This window comes from Novosphingobium flavum (genome assembly GCF_014230315.1).
Classification (GTDB): Bacteria; Pseudomonadota; Alphaproteobacteria; order Sphingomonadales; family Sphingomonadaceae; genus Novosphingobium; species Novosphingobium flavum.
The window spans coordinates 136064-154559 of the sequence record NZ_JACLAW010000010.1; the positions used below are offsets into that span (position 1 = coordinate 136064).

The 18496-nt window shown below is 68.5% G+C and carries 19 protein-coding genes; 6 read left to right on the plus strand and 13 right to left on the minus strand.

The window, feature by feature from the left end; genetic code table 11:
• Positions 1-63: 63 nt before the first annotated feature.
• Positions 64-2412 carry a TonB-dependent receptor gene (locus H7F51_RS13790; RefSeq protein WP_185664886.1) on the minus strand — a complete coding sequence of 783 codons (2349 nt, stop codon included), beginning with the start codon at positions 2410-2412 and terminating at the stop codon, positions 64-66.
• A 268-nt stretch (positions 2413-2680) separates the two neighbouring features.
• Here H7F51_RS13790 and H7F51_RS13795 point away from each other — a divergent pair, with 268 nt between their 5' ends.
• From H7F51_RS13795 to purQ, 4 genes are all read left to right on the plus strand, one after another.
• Positions 2681-3385, plus strand: a complete 705-nt coding sequence (locus H7F51_RS13795) for a response regulator transcription factor (RefSeq protein WP_185664887.1) — start codon at positions 2681-2683, stop codon at positions 3383-3385.
• A 112-nt stretch (positions 3386-3497) separates the two neighbouring features.
• Positions 3498-3629, plus strand: a complete 132-nt coding sequence (locus H7F51_RS18835; RefSeq protein ID WP_281384456.1) for an MYXO-CTERM sorting domain-containing protein — start codon at positions 3498-3500, stop codon at positions 3627-3629.
• 121 nt (positions 3630-3750) lie between these two features.
• On the plus strand, positions 3751-3984 hold the full coding sequence (purS, locus tag H7F51_RS13800; RefSeq protein WP_185664888.1) for a phosphoribosylformylglycinamidine synthase subunit PurS: 234 nt from the start codon (positions 3751-3753) through the stop codon (positions 3982-3984).
• Positions 3984-4661, plus strand: a complete 678-nt coding sequence (gene purQ, locus H7F51_RS13805; protein ID WP_185664889.1) for a phosphoribosylformylglycinamidine synthase subunit PurQ — start codon at positions 3984-3986, stop codon at positions 4659-4661. Before purS ends, purQ begins: the two co-directional genes overlap by 1 nt.
• A gap of 138 nt (positions 4662-4799) precedes the next feature.
• Here the strand turns inward: purQ and H7F51_RS13810 are convergent, their stop codons facing one another.
• From H7F51_RS13810 to glmU, 5 genes are all read right to left on the minus strand, one after another.
• On the minus strand, positions 4800-7163 hold the full coding sequence (locus tag H7F51_RS13810) for a putative bifunctional diguanylate cyclase/phosphodiesterase (protein WP_343061292.1): 2364 nt from the start codon (positions 7161-7163) through the stop codon (positions 4800-4802).
• A gap of 88 nt (positions 7164-7251) precedes the next feature.
• Complete coding sequence (glmS, locus tag H7F51_RS13815) at positions 7252-9075, minus strand: glutamine--fructose-6-phosphate transaminase (isomerizing) (RefSeq protein ID WP_185664890.1); 1824 nt, start codon at positions 9073-9075, stop codon at positions 7252-7254.
• A gap of 21 nt (positions 9076-9096) precedes the next feature.
• Positions 9097-9465, minus strand: a complete 369-nt coding sequence (locus tag H7F51_RS13820; protein ID WP_185664891.1) for a PIN domain-containing protein — start codon at positions 9463-9465, stop codon at positions 9097-9099.
• Complete coding sequence (locus H7F51_RS13825) at positions 9462-9716, minus strand: ribbon-helix-helix protein, CopG family (RefSeq protein ID WP_185664892.1); 255 nt, start codon at positions 9714-9716, stop codon at positions 9462-9464. Before H7F51_RS13825 ends, H7F51_RS13820 begins: the two co-directional genes overlap by 4 nt.
• A gap of 96 nt (positions 9717-9812) precedes the next feature.
• Positions 9813-11201: a bifunctional UDP-N-acetylglucosamine diphosphorylase/glucosamine-1-phosphate N-acetyltransferase GlmU gene (glmU, locus tag H7F51_RS13830; protein WP_185664893.1), complete on the minus strand. Its 1389-nt coding sequence runs from the start codon at positions 11199-11201 to the stop codon at positions 9813-9815.
• Between the two features lie 61 nt (positions 11202-11262).
• Between glmU and H7F51_RS13835 the strand changes: the two genes are divergently transcribed.
• Positions 11263-11955 (plus strand): HAD-IA family hydrolase, encoded by a 693-nt coding sequence (locus tag H7F51_RS13835; RefSeq protein ID WP_185664894.1) that lies wholly within the window; start codon positions 11263-11265, stop codon positions 11953-11955.
• A 151-nt stretch (positions 11956-12106) separates the two neighbouring features.
• On the plus strand, positions 12107-12649 hold the full coding sequence (locus H7F51_RS13840) for a hypothetical protein (RefSeq protein ID WP_185664895.1): 543 nt from the start codon (positions 12107-12109) through the stop codon (positions 12647-12649).
• 3 nt (positions 12650-12652) lie between these two features.
• Here the strand turns inward: H7F51_RS13840 and H7F51_RS13845 are convergent, their stop codons facing one another.
• The 7 genes from H7F51_RS13845 to H7F51_RS13875 form a co-directional block, all read right to left on the minus strand.
• Positions 12653-14032, minus strand: a complete 1380-nt coding sequence (locus tag H7F51_RS13845) for an alginate export family protein (protein ID WP_185664896.1) — start codon at positions 14030-14032, stop codon at positions 12653-12655.
• Between the two features lie 80 nt (positions 14033-14112).
• On the minus strand, positions 14113-14808 hold the full coding sequence (locus H7F51_RS13850) for an MIP/aquaporin family protein (protein WP_425491027.1): 696 nt from the start codon (positions 14806-14808) through the stop codon (positions 14113-14115).
• A gap of 5 nt (positions 14809-14813) precedes the next feature.
• A complete protein-coding gene (arsC, locus tag H7F51_RS13855; protein WP_185664898.1) occupies positions 14814-15233 on the minus strand; it encodes an arsenate reductase (glutaredoxin) in 420 nt (139 codons plus the stop codon).
• A gap of 169 nt (positions 15234-15402) precedes the next feature.
• Entirely contained in the window at positions 15403-15735 is a 333-nt protein-coding gene (locus tag H7F51_RS13860; RefSeq protein ID WP_185664933.1) for a DUF2794 domain-containing protein, read from the minus strand.
• Positions 15736-15780: 45 nt separating this feature from the next.
• Positions 15781-16521: a serine O-acetyltransferase EpsC gene (gene epsC / locus H7F51_RS13865; RefSeq protein ID WP_185664899.1), complete on the minus strand. Its 741-nt coding sequence runs from the start codon at positions 16519-16521 to the stop codon at positions 15781-15783.
• Positions 16522-16550: 29 nt separating this feature from the next.
• The gene (locus H7F51_RS13870; protein WP_185664900.1) at positions 16551-17162 is read right to left on the minus strand and encodes a P-loop NTPase family protein; all 612 of its coding nucleotides are present in this window, start codon (positions 17160-17162) and stop codon (positions 16551-16553) included.
• Between the two features lie 16 nt (positions 17163-17178).
• Complete coding sequence (locus H7F51_RS13875) at positions 17179-18363, minus strand: heavy-metal-associated domain-containing protein (RefSeq protein WP_343061293.1); 1185 nt, start codon at positions 18361-18363, stop codon at positions 17179-17181.
• Positions 18364-18496 lie beyond the last annotated feature (133 nt).

Genomic DNA, 18496 nt, shown 5'->3' on the forward strand with positions numbered 1-18496 from the left:
GGGCGGGAGGTCCGAAGACCTCCCGCCCCATAGGCTCAGGGTGTAACTGGTGATCCGCGCAGATCAGAAGGCGACGGTCGCCTCGATCCCGTAAGTGCGCGGGGCATTGAAGTTGGCATAGTCGCCCAGCGCCGTGTTGGCGGCGCTGCGACGGTAGATGTGGGCCTCGTTGAACAGGTTGCGGGCCCAGGCCGAGACGGTCAGCTTCTGGCCGGCATTGCTCATCGGGATATCCGCCAGGCTGAGGCGGGCGTTGACGATGAAGCTCTTGTCGCTCTGCACCGCTTCGTTGTCGAAGGTGTACATCGGGTCCGAGTAGTTGCCGTCGACGTGGAAGCGCAGGGCCGTGCCCGCGCCGCCCACCGGCAGTTCGTAGTCGATGTTGCCCGAGAGCGCATTCTTCGGGGTGAAGACGATGTAGACGGTCTGGAACACCGGGTTCAGGCCGGGATTGCCCTGCGAGATGTTGGTCGCTTCCTGGATGGTGTTCTCGGCCGGCGGCACGCGGGAGTAGGTATAGGCATAGGACAGGCCGAGCGAGAGCCCGGTCACCGGGGTCACCGTGAGGTCGGCCTCGACGCCGCGGATCTTGGTGATGCCCAGCGCGTTCACCGTGTCCAGCGTGTTGCGGACCTGCCCGTAGGTCGGGCTGCCCACCACGTTGTCGAGCGCGAAGGCGTTGAAGTCGACCTGGCTGTCCTTGCGGTCCATGATGTAGCCGGCGATGTTGAAGCGCACCTTGCGGTCAAGGAAGGTCGTCTTCAGGCCCACTTCATAGGACTTCACCGATTCCGGCCCGAACGAGCGGTAGGTCAGCGAGCGCGAGCTGGCGCCGCCGGCGCGGTAGCCGGTGGCATACTTCGCATAGAGGTTCACGTCCGACGAAACGTCGAAGGCCACCACGGCCAGCGGGTCGAACCGCTGGTTGTCGAGCGCGAAGCTGTAAGGCGTCGCCGCGCCGTTGACCACGAAGAGGCGGCCGTTCTTCTTGTCGTGGGTATAGCGGCCGCCGGCGGTCAGGTGCAGGATCGGCAGCGGGCTCCAGGTCGCCTGGCCATAGGCGGCATAGCTCTTGGAATAGGCGATGGAGGCGCGGGCCACGGCGGCGTTCAGGTAGGTCGAGGGATCGACGATCGTGTAGTTCGTCAGCGTCGCGTTCCAGACGTTGCTGTTCGGCGTCTGGGCCCGGTCGTTGGCGCGCTCGTTGAAGTAGTAGAGGCCGGCCACGTAGTCGACGTCGCCCAGGCTGCCCACGGCCTGGAATTCCTGGCTGAACTGACGCTGGTCGAGGAAGGCGAGGCTGTAGCGGCTGAAGGCGGTGTTGGCGGCCCAGATCGGGGTGCGGTGCGCGCCGCCCGAATTATCCCACTGCGCGTCGCTCACCGTGCGCCACGAGGTGATCGAGCGCAGCTCGATGTCGGGCGTAAGCTTGTACTTGACGTTGGCCGAGAAGCCCTGGGTCTTGTCGATGGAGGGCTGCTGCGGCACGCCGATGTCGGCCGTGTCCATGCGCTGCCCGGTCACCACCACCTGGGCCGGCTTGTTGGCCAGCGCCGCAGGCGTGATCGTCACCAGCTGGCTGTAAAACGGGGTGTTCTCGTCGCGGCTCTTGTCGAAGGCGAGATCGACGGTCAGGCCGTCGACCGGCTTCCAGCGCGCGGCGATGCGGCCGCCATAGCGGTGATACTGGTTCCACCCGGCCTGCCCGGCGAGCGGGTTCTTCACGGTCGGGTCCTGGTGCTGGATCACGCCATCGAGCTTGATCGCGATATTGGCAAACTCGGGCAGGTCCAAGTGCAGCTGCCCGGTGTACGAGCCGTAGTTGCCCACGCCCGCGCTCATCCGGCCGCCGAATTCGCCGGTCGGGGCCTTGACCACCATCGACAGCGCGCCGCCTTCGGTGTTGCGGCCGAACAGGGTGCCCTGCGGCCCCTTCAGGACTTCGATGCGCTCGAGGTCGAACAGGCTGGCGTTGAGGCCGTGCTGGCGGCCGAGGTAGACGCCGTCGAGATAGACGCCGACGCCCTGTTCGCGCGCCGGCTGGTTGGCGTCGAGCGGCACGATGCCACGGATGCCGATGGTGAGAGCGGACTGGCGGGCCTCGAAGGTGGCGACGCGCAGCGAGGGAACGCCGCCGTCGGCCAGGTCGATCAGGCTCTGGACGTGGCGCTTCTTGATGTCTTCGCTGCCCATCACCGAGATCGAGATCGGGGTCTTCTGGAGGTTGGTCTCGCGCTTGGTGGCGGTGACGACGATGTCGGTCAGGCCCGAAGTCTCCGCGGCGGCGGCGGCATCGGCCCCCGCAGCAGCATCGGCTTCGGCAGCCTCCGCTTCGGCGGCGTGAGCCGGCATCGCCACGGCGGCGAGCGCAAGGGCGGCAAGCGAAGCGGAAAGCGTGAACTTGGCAGTCATGTCAAAATCCCCCTGGGGGTTCGTGTCTCAACAACCGGGGGAGAAAACCCTCATGGCCTCCGACTCATCGGCGCGCCCCCTCGGCGTCGCCCAACTAGGGGTCCAACATTTCACTTCGGAGACGGGGCGATGACAGTTGGATGACTCTTTTCTGACACTGATTTTCTTCACATTTCTGTCACACAAGCGTCATCAAGCCGTCATCTGCCGGCGCCACCATCGCATGACTTTCCTGCCGCCTCGGGCGGTGATCTCCATGCTTGTGAAGATGGCTGAACCTGTGACGATCCTGTTGACCAGCACCGACCCGGCGCTCGTCGCGAGCCTCAACAAGCTGCGGCCCGACCTCGCTGTCGTCGTGGCCGCGGATGCATCCTCGGCCAGCGCCCTGCCCGCCAATGGCTCGACCTTCGCCTTCATCGACTGGCTGCTGCCCGATCTCTCCGGGCTCGAGCTATGCCGGATGCTCCGCAACAACGCGGCCACCCGCGCCGCGCACCTGACGATGGTGCTGGAAAGCCACGATGCCGAGGTCCGGCGCCGCGCGCTCACCGCCGGGGCGGACGATTATATCGTCGGCCCGCTCTCGGCCGAGGTGCTGATCGGCCGGATCGATGCCGCCGGCCACGCCTCGGCCTTGCCCGATGCGCCGCGCGGTGCGGGCGGCAGCCGCCTGCGCCACGGCGAGCTGGTGATCGACCTTGCCGCCTTCCAGGTCCGCTTTCAGGGCCGCCTGATTGCGCTGCGGCCGAGCGAGCTGCGCCTGCTCGCCCATTTCGTCGAATTTCCCGACCAGGTGTTCACCCGCGAAAACCTGATCCGCCGCCTCTCGCGCGAGGGAGAGACGATCGACGAACGCACGGTCGATGTCTGGATCGGCCGCCTGCGCCGTGCCCTGCGCGCACAGGGCGTGCCCGATCCGCTGCGCACGGTGCGCTCGCTCGGCTACGTGCTCGACAGTCCGATCGCCTGAAACGCGCGGCGGCGAAAAGAATCGCCTGCAGTTCATGCATTTGGCTTTGCCAGGTGGTTGCCAAAAGGGCTTCGCTGCGCCATCGCCGCCGCAGGAACCGTAGGAGACTGTCTTGTCCTCGCGAAAGCTGATCGCCTATACCCTGATCGCGCTCATGCTGGGCGGCCTCGCCGCCTGGGCCTGGCTCAGCGCGCGCCGCAAGCGGCTGGAGCTGGAGCGCAATCACGGCCCCCGACAGGATTGAGCCGGGAGCGGGCGCGCGCTCGTTTCCGACCGCCCCTTGGCACTTGCCCCTTGGCTGACATGAGGGCATAGGCCGCGGCGAGTCCCGCCCTGCTCGCGGGCCCAAGGTGAAAGGCGTTTCGATGAAGGTCCGCGTCCATGTCAGCCTCAAGAACGGGGTGCTCGATCCGCAAGGCCGCGCAATCCATCACGCCATCGAAGGCCTCGGCTTCTCGGGCGTGGCCGACGTGCGCGCCGGCCGCCTGTTCGAACTGGAAGTCGAGCCTGGCGTGACCGACGCCCAGCTTGAAGACATCGCCTCCAAGCTCCTCGCCAACATGGTGATCGAGAACTACCGGATCGAAAGGGTCGCCTGATGGCTTTCCGCTCCGCCGTCATCACCTTCCCCGGCTCCAACTGCGACCGGGACATGGCCGATGCGCTGGAGAAGATCTCCGGCAGCAAGCCCGCCAGCGTCTGGCACCGCGATGCCGACCTGCCCGAAGGGCTCGATTTCATCGCCCTGCCCGGCGGCTTCTCCTATGGCGACTATCTGCGCTCCGGCGCCATGGCCGCCCGCTCGCCGATCATGCAGGCGGTGGTTGCCGCCGCCGGCCGGGGCGTTCCGGTGCTCGGCGTGTGCAATGGCTTCCAGGTCCTGACCGAGGCCGGCCTGCTCCCCGGCGCGCTGATGCGCAATGCCGGCATCCGCTTCGTCTGCCGCGAGGTCATGCTCACGGTCGAGAACAGCCAGAGCCTGTTCACCGCCGGCTACGAGACCGGCCAGCAGATCCGCGTTCCCGTCGCGCACCATGACGGCAACTACTTCGCCGACGCCGCGACGCTCGACCGGCTCGAGGGCGAAGGCCGCGTCGCCTTCCGCTACGCCGAAGAGGTCAACGGCTCGGCCCGCGACATTGCCGGCGTCCTGAACGAAGGCGGCAACGTGCTCGGCATGATGCCCCACCCCGAACGCGCGATCGAAAAGGCCCACGGCGGCACCGACGGCCGCGCCCTGTTCGAATCGGCGATCAAGGCCCTCGTCGGAGCCTGACACTCCTCGTCATTGCGAGCGCAGCGAAGCAATCCAGGGCGGCGCGTGAGGCCCTGGATTGCTTCGCTGCGCTCGCAATGACGAAAGCCCGCACCGGCCCGCAAGCCCTTCGCGGAGGCGAAGGGCGCACCCAACAAATTACGCCGCCTGCCCCGCGCGCTCGGCGCGGCTTACCGCGAACAGCTGCAGTGCGTCGGCCGGGCTCATCGGGCGGCCGAAGTAGAACCCCTGGATCTTGTTGCAGCCGAGCGACTTGACCACGCCCAGCTCCTTTTCGGTCTCCACGCCCTCGGCCGTGGTGGTCACGCCGAGGCTGTCGGCCATGGCCACGACCGCGCGGATGATCGCCAGGCTCTCCGGGTTGTTCTGGGCCGCGCCCTGCACGAACGAGCGGTCGACCTTGATCGTCGAGAAGCGCAGCTTGCGCAGGTAGCCCAGCGAGGAATAGCCGGTCCCGAAGTCGTCGAGCGCGATCGAGCAGCCGAGGCCCATGATCTGCTCCAGCGTGTTCCGCGCCGTGGTCGCATCGCGCAGGAAGATCGATTCGGTCACCTCGATCTCCAGCCGGTGCGCCGGCAGGGCGGTAACCGCCAGGGCCGAGACCACGGTCGAGGCGAATTGCGGATCGAGCAACTGCTCGCCCGAGACATTGACCGCCACCTTGATGTGGCTCGGCCAGTTCATCGCCTCGCGGCAGGCCTCGCGCAGCACCCATTCGCCGATCGGCACGATCAGGCGGGTGTCCTCGGCCAGCGGGATGAACTTCGCCGGACTGACGGAACCGTGCTCGGCGCTGTTCCAGCGCAGCAGGGCCTCGAAGCTGACCACGTTCTCGCTGTCGGCGCTGACCACCGGCTGGTAGTGCAGCAGCATCTCGTTGCGTTCCAGCGCGCGGCGCAGCGAGAATTCGAGCTGGCGACGCTCCTCGGCATGGGCGTGCAGCGCCGGCTCATAGGTGAAGTGCTTGCCCCCGCCGGCGTCCTTGGAGCGGTAGAGCGCAAGGTCGGCGTTGCGCATCAGGGTCTCGACGGTCGAGCCGTCGCGCGGCCCCACGGCCGAGCCGACGCTGGCGCCGACGTAGAGCGTGTGGTGATCCACCTCGTAAGGCTGCGAAAGCCGGTCGATCACCGCCGAGGCGACCTTTTCGACCCGGCCGAGATCGGATGCATCGCGGATGACGATGGCGAACTCGTCGCCGCCAAGCCGCCCGCACAGCTCGTTCTCGGTCATCAGCTCCTTGAGCCGGGCCGAAACCCGCGCCAGCAGCGCGTCGCCGACGAGGTGGCCGAGCGTATCGTTGACCGCCTTGAACCGGTCGAGGTCGATCATCAGGAAGGCGCAGCGCGTGCGCCACTGCTCGGCATAGCGCATGGCATCGCCCATCGCCTCGGTCAGCATCAGGCGGTTAGGCAGGCCGGTCAGGGTGTCGTAGCGGGCGAGCTGCGCGATCTTGTCGGCGCTCTCGCGCTGCTCGGTCACATCGGAGCCGACCCCGCGGAAACCTTCATAGACGCCGTTCTCGTCGAGCTTGGGCGTGCCCGACAGTTCCCACCAGCGCTGGCGCCCCTTGATCGTGACGCGCACCAGCAGGTTGGAAAAGCTCTCGCGCCGCTTCAGCCGCTCGGCGAGGTCATGCAGGCTGCTCGGGAAATGGCCGCTTTCCCAAGCTTCGCCCGCGATCAGCTGGATGAACGGCTTGCCCTCGATATCCTCGGGGTCGAGCCCCAGCGCGAAAGCGAATCGCGGGCTGACCGAACGGACCCGGCGCGAGGTGTCGATCTGCCACAGCCAGTCGGCCTCGCCCTCCTCGAACTCGCGCAGCAGCAGCGAGACGACCTCGGCCTTTTCCAGCATCCCGGCCTCGGCCACCCGCGTGGCGAGGAAGGTGCGGGCCGATTCGATCGTGCCGACGATGACGATCGACATGAAGACCGTGGCGATGCCCGCAGACTGCCACTGCCCGAACCAGCCGAATTCGGCGACCGAGAGCCCGCCGACGATGGCGGTGAAGATGATCGTGCCAAGCGGCACGGCCGGAACGACCACGGCCGATGCGGTCATCAGCATGGCGAGGATGGTCCACAGCTCAAGCCGCGAAACGGTCGTCCCGAAGGGCGTGAAGAACAGGATCGGCACGGTCCAGACCACGGCAACGATGGCCGAGGAAATGGTCTGGGCGTTGATTTCCTCACGGCTCATCCGCCGCCGATCGGCATCGCCGAGCGAGCGGTCGAAGCGCGCCCCATAGTAAAGCGCACCGCCCAGCGCGAGGAACCAGCCGACCAGCGCCAGCACCATGACATGGCCGACGAAGATCTGCACCGTCGCCACGGCGGCGATGCCATGCGCGATCAGGCGGGCAACGGTAACCCGGGCAAGGCTGGAATATTGCAGCCCGCGCAGCCGCGACCAATCCCCGTCAGGCGGGTCGGCAAGGCCCAGCACGGCAAGAACCGGAAGGTTCCGCGGCAGCGTGGATATGTCCTTGGTTCGCGCGTTCACGCGGAAGAGCTAACCGGAAAATCCTTAGCACCGCGTAAATTCCCGGACAAAGGCCCGATCGGCCCGTCGCATTACTGGGTGGCGATCGCTACTCGACCGTCACCGACTTGGCGAGATTGCGCGGCTGATCGACATCGGTGCCCTTCACGCAGGCCACGTGATAGGCCAGCAATTGCACCGGCACGGCATAGACCAGCGGCGCGATCAGCGGGTGGACCTTGGGCATCTCGATCGTCGCAAGGCAGCCCTCGCCCGCCTCGGCCAGCCCTTCGGCGTCGGAGATCAGCACGATCTTGCCGCCACGCGCCCGCACTTCCTGCATGTTGCTGACCGTCTTCTCGAACAGCGGGCCCGAAGGCGCCAGCACGATCACCGGCACGGCCTCGTCAATCAGGGCGATGGGCCCATGCTTCATCTCGCCCGCGGCATAGCCCTCGGCGTGGATGTAGCTGATTTCCTTGAGCTTGAGCGCCCCTTCCAGCGCCAGCGGATAGTCCTGCCCGCGCCCGAGGTAGAGCACGTCGCGTGCCGGGGCGATCAGGTGCGCCATGGCCGCGATCTCGTCGTCGTGGCTGAGCGCGGCATTGAGCGCAGAGGGAGTCTCGACCAGCTGCGACACCACGTCGCATTCCTCGGCCCGGCTCATCCGCCCGCGCTTGACCGCAAGGTTTGCCGCCAGAGCGGCAAGCACGGCAAGCTGGCAGGTGAAGGCCTTGGTCGAGGCGACGCCGATTTCCGGGCCGGCGTGAGTCGGCAGCAGCAGGTCGGCCTCGCGCGCCATTGAACTGGTCGGCACGTTGACCACGACCGCGATGGTCTGTCCCGCTTCCTTGCAGTGGCGCAGCGCGGCCAGGGTATCGGCCGTCTCGCCCGATTGCGAGATGAACAGCGCCAGCCCGCCCGGCTCCAGCACCGGGTCGCGGTAACGGAACTCGCTCGCCACATCGATGTCGACCGGCAGGCGGGCGAACTGCTCGAACCAGTACTTGGCGACAAGGCCGGCATAGTAGGAGGTGCCGCAGGCGACGATGGTGACACGGGTGATCCCGGTCAGGTCGAAATCGAATTGCGGCAGGGCCACCGACTGGTCGACCTGACGAATGTAGCTGCGCAGGGTCTGGGCCACCACGGTCGGCTGCTCGAAGATCTCCTTCTGCATGAAGTGGCGGTAATTGCCCTTCTCGATCGCCGCGGCCGAAGCGCCCGAGGCCACGATTTCGCGGGTCACCGGCCGGTTGTCCTTGTCGAACACCTGCGCGCCCTCGCGGGTGATCACCACCCAGTCGCCTTCATCGAGATAGGAAATGCGCTGGGTCAGCGGCGCCAGCGCCAGCGCGTCCGAGCCGAGATAGGTCTCGCCCTCCCCAAAGCCGACCACCAGCGGCGAACCGAGCCGCGCGCCGATCAGCATGTCCTCATGCGCCTTGAAGGCGATGGCGAGCGCGAAAGCGCCGCGCAGCTGCGGCAGGACCGCCTTGACCGCGTCGGCCGGCGAAAGCCCAGCCTCGACCTGCTCGGAAACGAGATGGGCGACGACCTCGGTATCGGTGTCGCTTTCGAACCTGCGGCCGCGCGCAGTCAGCGCCTCGCGCAAGGGGCGGAAATTCTCGATGATCCCGTTGTGAACGAGGGCAAGGTGATCGGTCGCGTGCGGGTGGGCATTGGCCGCGGTCGGCGCCCCGTGCGTGGCCCAGCGGGTATGGGCGATGCCGGTCGTGCCCGGCGCGGGATTGCGCGCCAGTTCGATCACGAGGTTCGACAGCTTGCCCGGCGCGCGGCGGCGGATCAGTTCCCCGCCCGAGACCGTGCAGACCCCGGCGCTGTCATAGCCGCGGTATTCCATCCGCCTGAGGCCGTCGACCAGCCGCTCCGCCACCTCTTCCTTGCCGACGATGCCGATAATGCCACACATGGAGGACCGGAGCCTTTCAGTTCAATGCGAATAGGGAATGCGGATGCCCGGGATATGGGGCGGAAACTCGGCGCTGTTGCGGGTGACGAGGATCGAGCCATGCTCCTGCGCCGAGGCGAAGACCAACGCGGCGGCCAGGCTCAGCTGGGGCCGCTCGGCCTTGAGCGTCGCGGCGCGCCGGGCAATCTCGGGCGTCACCTCGCGGATCGCGAAGTTGGCGAGGAACTTCTCGGTCTCGTCCCGCGCGGCGGCGGGCACTTCGGCCATGACTTCCAGCCAGGTGATCCGGCTGATCCACGCCCGCTTGACCCGGCGCAGCTCCGCCATCGCGCCGTGATGGCCCGAGAGCGTATCGACGATGATCCCGGTATCGAAACAGGTGTCAGTCATGCCGCGTCGTCATTGGGCGCTTCGCCCTTGCGCAACCATTGCGCGCGGATTGACTGTTCGTAATCCGCGCCGTCGGCCCCCTGGCCGTAGCGGGTCCACAGGCCGAAGCCCTGCTCCAGCCAGTCCCGCTCCTTCTCGCGGTAAGCGCTCACCGCCGCGCGCAGCAGGGCGGCGCGCGATTTGCCCAGCTCGGCCGCGCGGGCATCGAGCCACTTGATGTCGTCGTCGGGCAGGTCGGCGAGGATGCGCATTTGATATACCTGTATGATATCAATATATCAGCGTCAAGCTGCCAGACTGACGCTAGCCCGGCCATGGTCAACCGGACGTGATGGCGGCCCTCGGTATTAGTCCTTGGCCGCCTTCTTCTCGGCCTTCTTCTTCTTCATCGCGTCGTGGAAACGGTCGGCCCAGCCCGGCTTGACCATCTGCTCTGCCCGCACCAGCCGCAGTTCGCCATCGGCCACGTCGCGGCTGACCGCGCTGCCCGCCGCCACGATCGCGTCGGCCCCGATCCTGACCGGGGCGATCAGCGCCGAGTTCGAGCCGATGAAGGCCCGCTCGCCGATCACGGTCCGGTACTTGAAATAGCCGTCGTAATTGCAGGTGATCGTGCCCGCACCGAGATTGGCCCCGGCGCCCACATCGGCATCGCCCACATAGCTCAAGTGATTGGCCTTGGCGCCTGCGCCCAGCCGCGCGTTCTTGATCTCGACGAAGTTGCCGACCTTTGACTTCGCCTCCAGCAAGGCCCCCGGCCGCAACCGTGCATAGGGCCCGACTTCCACGTTCGGCCCGACGCTCGCCCCTTCCAGGTGGCAGAATGCCCGGATCGTCGCCCCGTCGGCCACGGTCACGCCGGGCCCGAACACCACGTTGGGCTCGATCGTCACGTCGCGGCCCAGCGCCGTGTCCCAGGCGAACCACACCGTCTCGGGCGCCACCAGGCTCGCCCCGTCGACCATGGCCTGGGCCCGGCGGCGCTGCTGCCAGCGCGCTTCCGCCTCGGCCAGTTCGCCCCGGCTGTTGATCCCCGCCACCTCGTCCGCATCCCCGGTGACGACCACCGCGCAGTGCCCGCCCTCGGCATTGGCCACATTGACGATGTCGACGAGGTAATATTCCCCCTGCGCATTGTCGTTGCCGACCTTGCCGAGCAGGTCGAACAGCGCCTCGGCCTTCACCGCCATCAGCCCCGAATTGCACAGGCGGCAGGCCCGCTCGGCCTCGGTCGCGTCCTTGTGCTCGACCATCTTGGCGATCCGCCCGTCGGCGTGGGCCAGCACCCGGCCATATTGCAGCGTGTCCGCCGGCTCGAAGCCCAGCACGACCACCGCGGGCGCGTCGGCCGCATGGAGCCGGTCCAGCATGGCCCGCATCGTTCCGGTCGTCACAAAGGGCACGTCGCCATAGAGAATCAGCACGTCCCCCGAAAACCCGGCCAGCGCGTCCTCGGCCTGCTGCACGGCATGGCCGGTGCCAAGCTGCGGCTCCTGCACCGCGATCGTCGCCCGCCCGGCCATCTGCGCCTCAAGCTGCTCGCGCCCCGAGCCGACCACGACCACCTGCCGCTGCGGCGCCAGTTCGGCCACGCTGGCCAGGAGATGCTCGACCATCGGCCGCCCGGCGACCGGGTGCAGCACCTTGTGCAGGTCGCTCTTCATCCGGGTGCCCTTGCCCGCGGCAAGGACGACGACTGCGAGCGGGGCGGCGGCGGAAGGCGATTCAGTAGTCATGGCGCACCCTCTGCCAGCAATTGGTTGCAGATTCCACCGCCACAAGGCAGGGCCATGCGCGATGACGGACTTCCCCTTCGCGATCGTCGGCTTCGACCTCGATGGCACGCTGGTCGATACCCACGCCGACCTCGGCGTCGCGCTCAACCATGCCCTGCGCCTCGCCGGGCGCGCGGAGGTGCCCGCCGGGCAAGTGCGCGACCTGATCGGCGGCGGCGCCCGCCAGATGCTCGACCGCGCGCTGGCCATCACCGGCGGTCCCCTGCCGGAAGCGGAAGTGCAGAGCCTCCACGCCGATCTCGTCGCGTTCTACCGCGCCAATATCGCGGTCCACTCGCGCCTGTTCCCCGGCGGCGAAGAGATGCTCGCCGCACTCGAAGCGCGCGGAGTGCGGCTCGCCGTGGTCACCAACAAGCTCGAAAGCCTCGCCGTGCGCCTGCTCGAGGAACTCGGCCTCGCCCCGCGCCTCGCCGCGATCATCGGCGGCGACACGCTCGGCCCCGGCCGGGCCAAGCCCGCGCCCGACCTGCTGCACGAGATGGTCGCCCGGCTCGGCGGCGGCAAGGCAGCCTATGTCGGCGATACCAGCTTCGACACCCGCGCCGCGCAGGCCGCCGGCCTGCCCTGCGTCGCCGTGCGCTTCGGCTTTGCCGACGCCCCGCTCGAAAGCCTCGGCGCCGACGCGGTGATCGACCATTTCGAAGAACTGCTCCCCGCCCTCGAACACCTCGCCGCACGCCGCGCACTGGCTTGAGCGACGACGGGCACAATTGTCATATCATTGTCATATTCAGAGATAACGCACTGATATAACTACGTCTTCAAATGACACGCGCGCAGCCTGATCAATTCGCTATGCTCTGATCCCGGCGAACCGGCCGGACAATATCCTGTCGGAGAGAGGAATGTTCCCAGCGCGCCTCGCACAAGCATCCCTGATTGCCCTGCTTGCCCTCGGCGCGGCCAGCAGCGCCCATGCCGAGAAACTCGAACTCGACCGCCGCCTCCATCTCGCGCTCAACGCCGCGCTCGACCGGGGCGGAGATGACGCGGTCTATTTCGATGCCTCCAACCCGAACCGGATATTCGACCGCATCCTGATCGAGGGCCGCTCGGCCGAGCGGGACTGGACCGAGGCGCTCGAACTCGTCACCTATGTCCGCGACCGCGCCCTGCCCGATGCCGCCGCATGGCAGCGCGCCTTCCCCGCCGCCGGGGAAAGTGCCTGCCCGGCCAGCACGACCGTCCTCGCGCAGGACGACAAGTCGGTTACTTTCGCGGTCGAGGCCCCGCCCTGCGCCGTCGGCCCCGCCTTCACCGGGCTTTACCGGGTGATCTACGGCAAGCGCACGGTCTATCTCGCCGCCGGCAAGCGCAAGGCGGTGATGAGCCCGGCCCAGCGCGCCGAATGGCTCGCCCTGCTCGCCTCGGCCCATCTGGAAAAGTAGCGCTCAGAACGAAGCCGTCACCCCGACCGAGACATAGTGCGCATCCCCCGTGCGCGGCGCATTGGGGGCGCTGGTCAGGAAGCGCCCCTTGGCAAGGAAGTCGTAATTGACCTCGGCCCTGAGCCGCGCCGGAACCAGCCAGTAGCGCAGGCGGCTGTCGATCTGGTGCCCGGCAAAACGGCCAGAAGCCCCGCTCGCATCGGCCACGCCCGAGGTCGAAAAGGCATCGTGGCGATTGGCCAGCCACAGCGGGCGATAGAGCGCCATGGCCTCCACCCGCTTGCCCGGCGCCGCCTCCAGCCGCAGCCACGGCGCGAGGATGTTGGCCCGCCCGACCGGGGCATAGATCCCCGAGGGCGAGAACTCGAAGCGCCGCGCCCCGAACAGGGTGTCGAACCGGGTATAGGTCCCGCCCGCGCGGTCCCCGCTCACCCAGTCCCCGCCCAGCGCCAGCCGCAGCCGCGCCGCCCCGGCGAAGCTGTAGCCCAGCGCAGCATGGACCATCCCCGCATCGACCGGCAGCCGCGCCGAGGTGGCCGCGCTGTCCGCGCTGACATGGCCCGATTGCCAGGCCCCTTCGACATCGAAATCGATCCGCCCCGCCTGCGGCTCGCGCACCAGCCGGGCGCTGAAGGTGTGCAGGTCGCGGTCACGCGTCGCCCGCCCCGGCCGGTCGTGCTCGAGCAGGCGGTAATAGCCCAGCTCCACGGCCCCGCCCGCCAGGGTATGCGGGCGCGACACCAGCCCGCCCAGCAGGCGCAGCGCCCCGCTCTCGCGGTCAAGCTCGGAGCGGTTGGCCAGGACCGAGGCCTGATCGGCCGGCAGGCGCACCTGCGGCAGAACGTAGAACAGCGTCGCGGCCATGCCGCCCGCGCCCTTCAGGTCCGTGCGCAGGCCGGTCACGGCATTGGTGGTGTTGCGGTAATCGTTCGATGCCACGAACCGGCGCGAGCCGAGGCCGAGGGTCATCCGCCCGGCCGCGAGAGACACCTTGCTGCCCTTGCCCAGCAGCCCCGGCAGGTCGAGCGCGACGAAGGCCCGGATCGGCTCAAGCGTGTTGACGTCGTTGGCGCCGACCGCGCTGCCCGGCCGCCCCAGCCAGGCCCGGCTGTCCTCCACCTCGCCCACCACTTGCACGGGCCCGGCGCGGTATTCGGCGGTCAGCACCGTGCGCAGGGCCAGCAATTCGTCGGTCGGATTGAGCCCCACGCGCGGCTGGCCGGTCACGCGTTCATAACGCAGCCGCATCGAGCCCGAGAGGCGCAGGTCGGAATCGGCCCCGACGAGCGCTTGCAGCGGCGCGGTCTCGGCGCGGGCCACGCCCGTCAAACCCAGTAGCGCGCACGCCGCGATGCCTGCCGAGATAAGTGTCCGAAACGCCATGCCCCGCCCGATCCCTGTGTAGGGTCTCTGCGGCGGGCCTCTAGCGCTCTTGCGAAATTAGGCAAGCGGCCCCGTGCGGATCAGTCCGGCAGCGCACTCAACGAAGGCTGCTCGTCCGGCAGCGGGGTCCAGCCGAACAGGCCGTGCGCCGCCCCCAGCGCCGCCAGCGCGCCCGCGAACTGGGCAAGGATGAAGGCCGGCACGTCGCCCGGCGCAATCCCGGCAAAGGTGTTGGACAGCGCCCGGGCGATCGTCACCGCCGGATTGGCGAAGGAGGTGCTGGCGGTGAACCAGTATCCCGCCACGATCACCAGCGCGACCGCCACCGGCACGTTCTCGGAGCGGTGATGCAGCGCGCCAAGGATGGTGAAGACCAGCGCGAAAGTCGCCACCCCTTCCGACAGCCACTGCGCCCCGCCGCTGCGGGCGTGCAGCGACAGCTGGAACAGCGCCTCGCCGAACATCGCATGGGCGAGCAGGGTGCCGGCAATCCCGCCCACGACCTGCGCGGCGGCATAGCCCCCGACCCGGCCCCAGCCGATCTCGCGGCGCAGGGCAAAGACCACCGAGACCGCCGGATTGAAATGGGCTCCCGAAACCGGCCCGAGCACGGTGATCAGCACATAGAGGATCGCGCCCGTGGCGATCGTGTTGCCCAGCAGGGCCACGGCAACATTACCGGCGGCCAGCGTCTCGGCCATGATCCCCGAGCCGACCACGGTCGCCACCAGCAGCGCCGTGCCGATCAGCTCGGCCGCCAGCCTGCGCATGCCCACGCCGATCATGCCACGCGGTTTCCGGCAGCGTCGATCACCACTTCGCCGTCTTCCTTGGCAAAGGCGCCCAACTGCGGCGGCAGCAGGTCCAGCACTTCCTCGGAAGGACGGCACAGCCTCACCCCCTTGGGCGTGACCACGATCGGCCGGTTAAGCAGGATCGGATGGGCCTCGATCGCACCCAGCAGCGCATCGTCGCCAAGCGCCGGATCGCCCAGCCCCAGCTCGGCAAAGGGCGTGCCCTTCTCGCGCAGCAGGGCGCGCAGCCCCACCCCGGCGCGCTCGGCCAGCGAAGCGATCATCGCCCGGCTCGGCGGCGTCTTGAGATATTCGACCACGTGCGGCTCGACGCCCGCATTGCGGATCAGGGCCAGGGTGTTGCGCGAGGTGCCGCAAGCGGGGTTATGATAGATGATCACGTCCATGGCGCGCGGCTATAACGGCGATGTTACGGTTTTGCGACGTCCTGACGAGTAGCCTGCCGTCCCGCTCCCCCAGCCCAACCACGCACGGCATGATCTGGGTGGTTGGGCCAGGGAAGCGGGACGGCACAGCAAGCCCTTGGCCGATGCCAAGGGCGCACCCGACAAATGCCTAACCTTCCACGATCTTGAGCAGCCGCCGCTCGATCGGGCTCAGCACTCCCGCCAGGTCGTGCCCGCGCTTGAGCACTTGCCCCGCCTCGCCGAACAGGGTCCACATCCCCTGCCGCGCGCGCAGGGCCGGGCGCTTTTCCAGCCGCGCCTGCGGTCGCTCGGACGCGCGGCGAAAGGCGCTGAAACTGGCGCAGTCCCGCCCGAAGTCCATCGCATAGTCGCGCCACTGCCCGGCGGCGACCATGCGCCCGTAAAGGTCGAGGATGCGCATCAGTTCCAGCCGGTCGAACCCGATCTGGGGGGCCACCTGCGCGGCGGGAAAGGGAACGATGTCTGCGCCAGCGCGCCGCGAGGGATCCTCCGGCCGCACCCGGCGTCAGGCTCCCGTCCGCTTGGAGCGCCCGGCCGGCGCCTCGCTCGATGCCGGGGCCGCCGCCGTATCGCGCTCGGCCCTGAGCAGGGCCAGTTCATGGCGCAGCGCGGCCACCTCGGCCTCGAGCGCCTCGAACCGGCTCATGCCGTTCGCCAGTTCGGCGCTGTCCGCGCAGCGTTCGGTGCACGGCGTGCCGTAAGGGATGAAATCCTTCTGCCAGGTCTCGGCGGCGACCAGGGTCAAGCGCGCCTTGACGCCCACCATGGTCGCGCCCTCGGGCACGTCCTCGGTCACCACCGCATTGGCCCCAACCCGCGCGCGCGGGCCGACGATGATCGGCCCCAGGATCTGCGCGCCCGAACCGACGATCACGTTATCGGAAAGGGTCGGGTGGCGCTTGCCGCCCACGCCGTTGGCCGGATTGGTCCCGCCCAGCGTCACGCACTGGTAGATCGTCACGTTGTCGCCGATCTCGGCGGTCTCACCGATCACGGTAAAGCCATGGTCGATGAACAGGTGGCGGCCGATCCTGGCGCCAGGATGGATGTCGATCCCGGTCACGAAGCGGGCCGTGTGATTGACGAGGCGGGCAAGGAAGAACAGCCGCCCCTCGAACAGCCAGTGCGCCACGCGGTGGAAGCCCACGGCCCACAGCCCGGGATAGAGCAGCACTTCCCAGCGCGAGCGCGGCGCCGGGTCGCGCGCCTCGATCGAGTCGAGATATTCGGTCAGACGCCTGAACATTTCCGCCCTCTTTTCCTCCCAAACCGGCCTCAAAGCAAGGGCGGCTGGCTACCTCCGTTGACCTCTTCAAGCGCCTCGCGCCAGATCGCCACCGTCGGCGGCTGCCTGCGCTCGAGGCTGAGCCGGTCGATCGCCTCGACCAGCCGTTCGACGCCCAGATGGCTACGCTCGGCCCGCGCGACAAGATAGGAGGTCGCATCGGGCCCCAGCGTAAAGCCGCGCAGCTCGGCATGGACGGCCATCAACTCGGCCATCATCGCCTCGTCCGGCGCCCCGATCTGGAGGTGGAGCGAGCCGCCGAGGCGCGAGGCGAGATCGGGCAGGGTCACGGCCCAGCCCCCTTCCCCGGCCCCCGTCACGATCAGCAGCGCCGTGCCGCTTTCCTGCGCGCGGTTCCAGCAGTGGAACAGCTCGGTCTCGTCCAGCGTCTCGGCATCGTCGATTGCCTCGCCCTGCCCGCTGGAGACGAACCAGCGCGCCAGCAGCGACTTGCCCGAGCGCGGCGGCCCGGCCAGCACGGCGGTGCGAAAGGGCCAGGTGTCCGTACGCGCAAAGGCGTCGACGACCGCGGCATTGGCCGGGCCGACCACAATCCGGCTGGGGCTGGCCCCGGCCGAGAGCGGAAGCGGAAGCTGCTTCACCGGGCGCCTCGGCGCGCTACTTGCGAATCGACAGCGCGCCGCCTCCGACCACGACGGTATAGCCGCGCGAACGCAGCGCCGCGGCCAGATCGTCGAGGCTGCCGGCAAAGGTAACCCGCATCACCGAGGTGCCGCCCATGGCCAGGCTGGTCGTCGCCGCGCCCTTGACCCCGGGGGCCGAGCGCACCGCGCCCATCGCGGCGTCGACCGCCTTGGCATCGGGCGAGGCGAACTGCACCGTATAGGTCACCGGCGCCTCGGTCGCCGGCGCGGCAACGCCCGGCTGCACCGCCTCGGGCGCGGCCACGGCTGCTTCCTGCACGGCGCTGACCCGCTCGGCCGCGGCCACGATCCCGGCAACGGCCGGGCTCAGCGAAGTCTGGTCGGAATTGAGCGTCTGGTTGATCCTGAGCGTGCCCGCCACCAGCGCGTCGGTATAGATCCTGTCGATCCGCTGCACCGCCTGGCTGAGCATCCCCGGCAAGGCCTCGCTGTCCTTGGCGGTCAGCTCGAAGCTGCCCAGCACCCGGTTGTCGGGGCCATAGCGCGCGGTGAACGTGCCCTTGACCGGCCCCCCCGGCCACTGCCGCTCCAGCCGCGCCACCGGCATGATCACGTCGCTCGCCCCGAACTGGTCGAGCACGTTGCGCCACCACGAGCGTGAACGCCGCGTCAGCTGGCCGGATGTCAGCAGCAGCGAATCGCCCCCGCCGCCGGTTGGCCGCACATAGTCGATCGCGCTCGCCCCGGCGTGGAACTCGGCCCAGGCCTTCTGCCAGGCCCCGCGGACTTCATAGACCTGCGCCGTCCCGCCCGAATAGAGCACCGGGATGGTCAGCAGCGGCTGCGAACGCTCTGCCACCGCGTTTTCGCCGCCGATATACTGGCTGGTGCGCGTCCGGTCGAAGATCACGCCGAGCCGGGCGATATAGCGGCGCGGCCCGATCTGCTCGCGCTCCACCACCACGGCCGAGACGAGTCCCTCGATCTGGTCGTCGGACAGTTGCGGCCCGCCCGCCTTGGCCCAGGCCTGCTTTCGCGCCTCGCGCCAGCCCGCCTGCCGGGCTTCCTCGCCGGTCTTGCCGGTGGTGTTCACCTCGATCCCGTCGATCTCGATGTCGGCCGTGCTGGCGACCGGCGAGATTCCGCGGTCCCCCTCGATCTGCGCGACCACGGCGACGGCCAGAGCGGCGGCCAACACGGCCCCTCCCCCCCACAACAAGGCCGGACGGAGACGCGAAGGGCGCGGCGAAAGGGGAAGGTGTGTAATGGCCATCAGGTAAAACCGGGGGCCTTTTGCCCAAACGGTCATGGAAATCCAAGCGGGAAAGCGT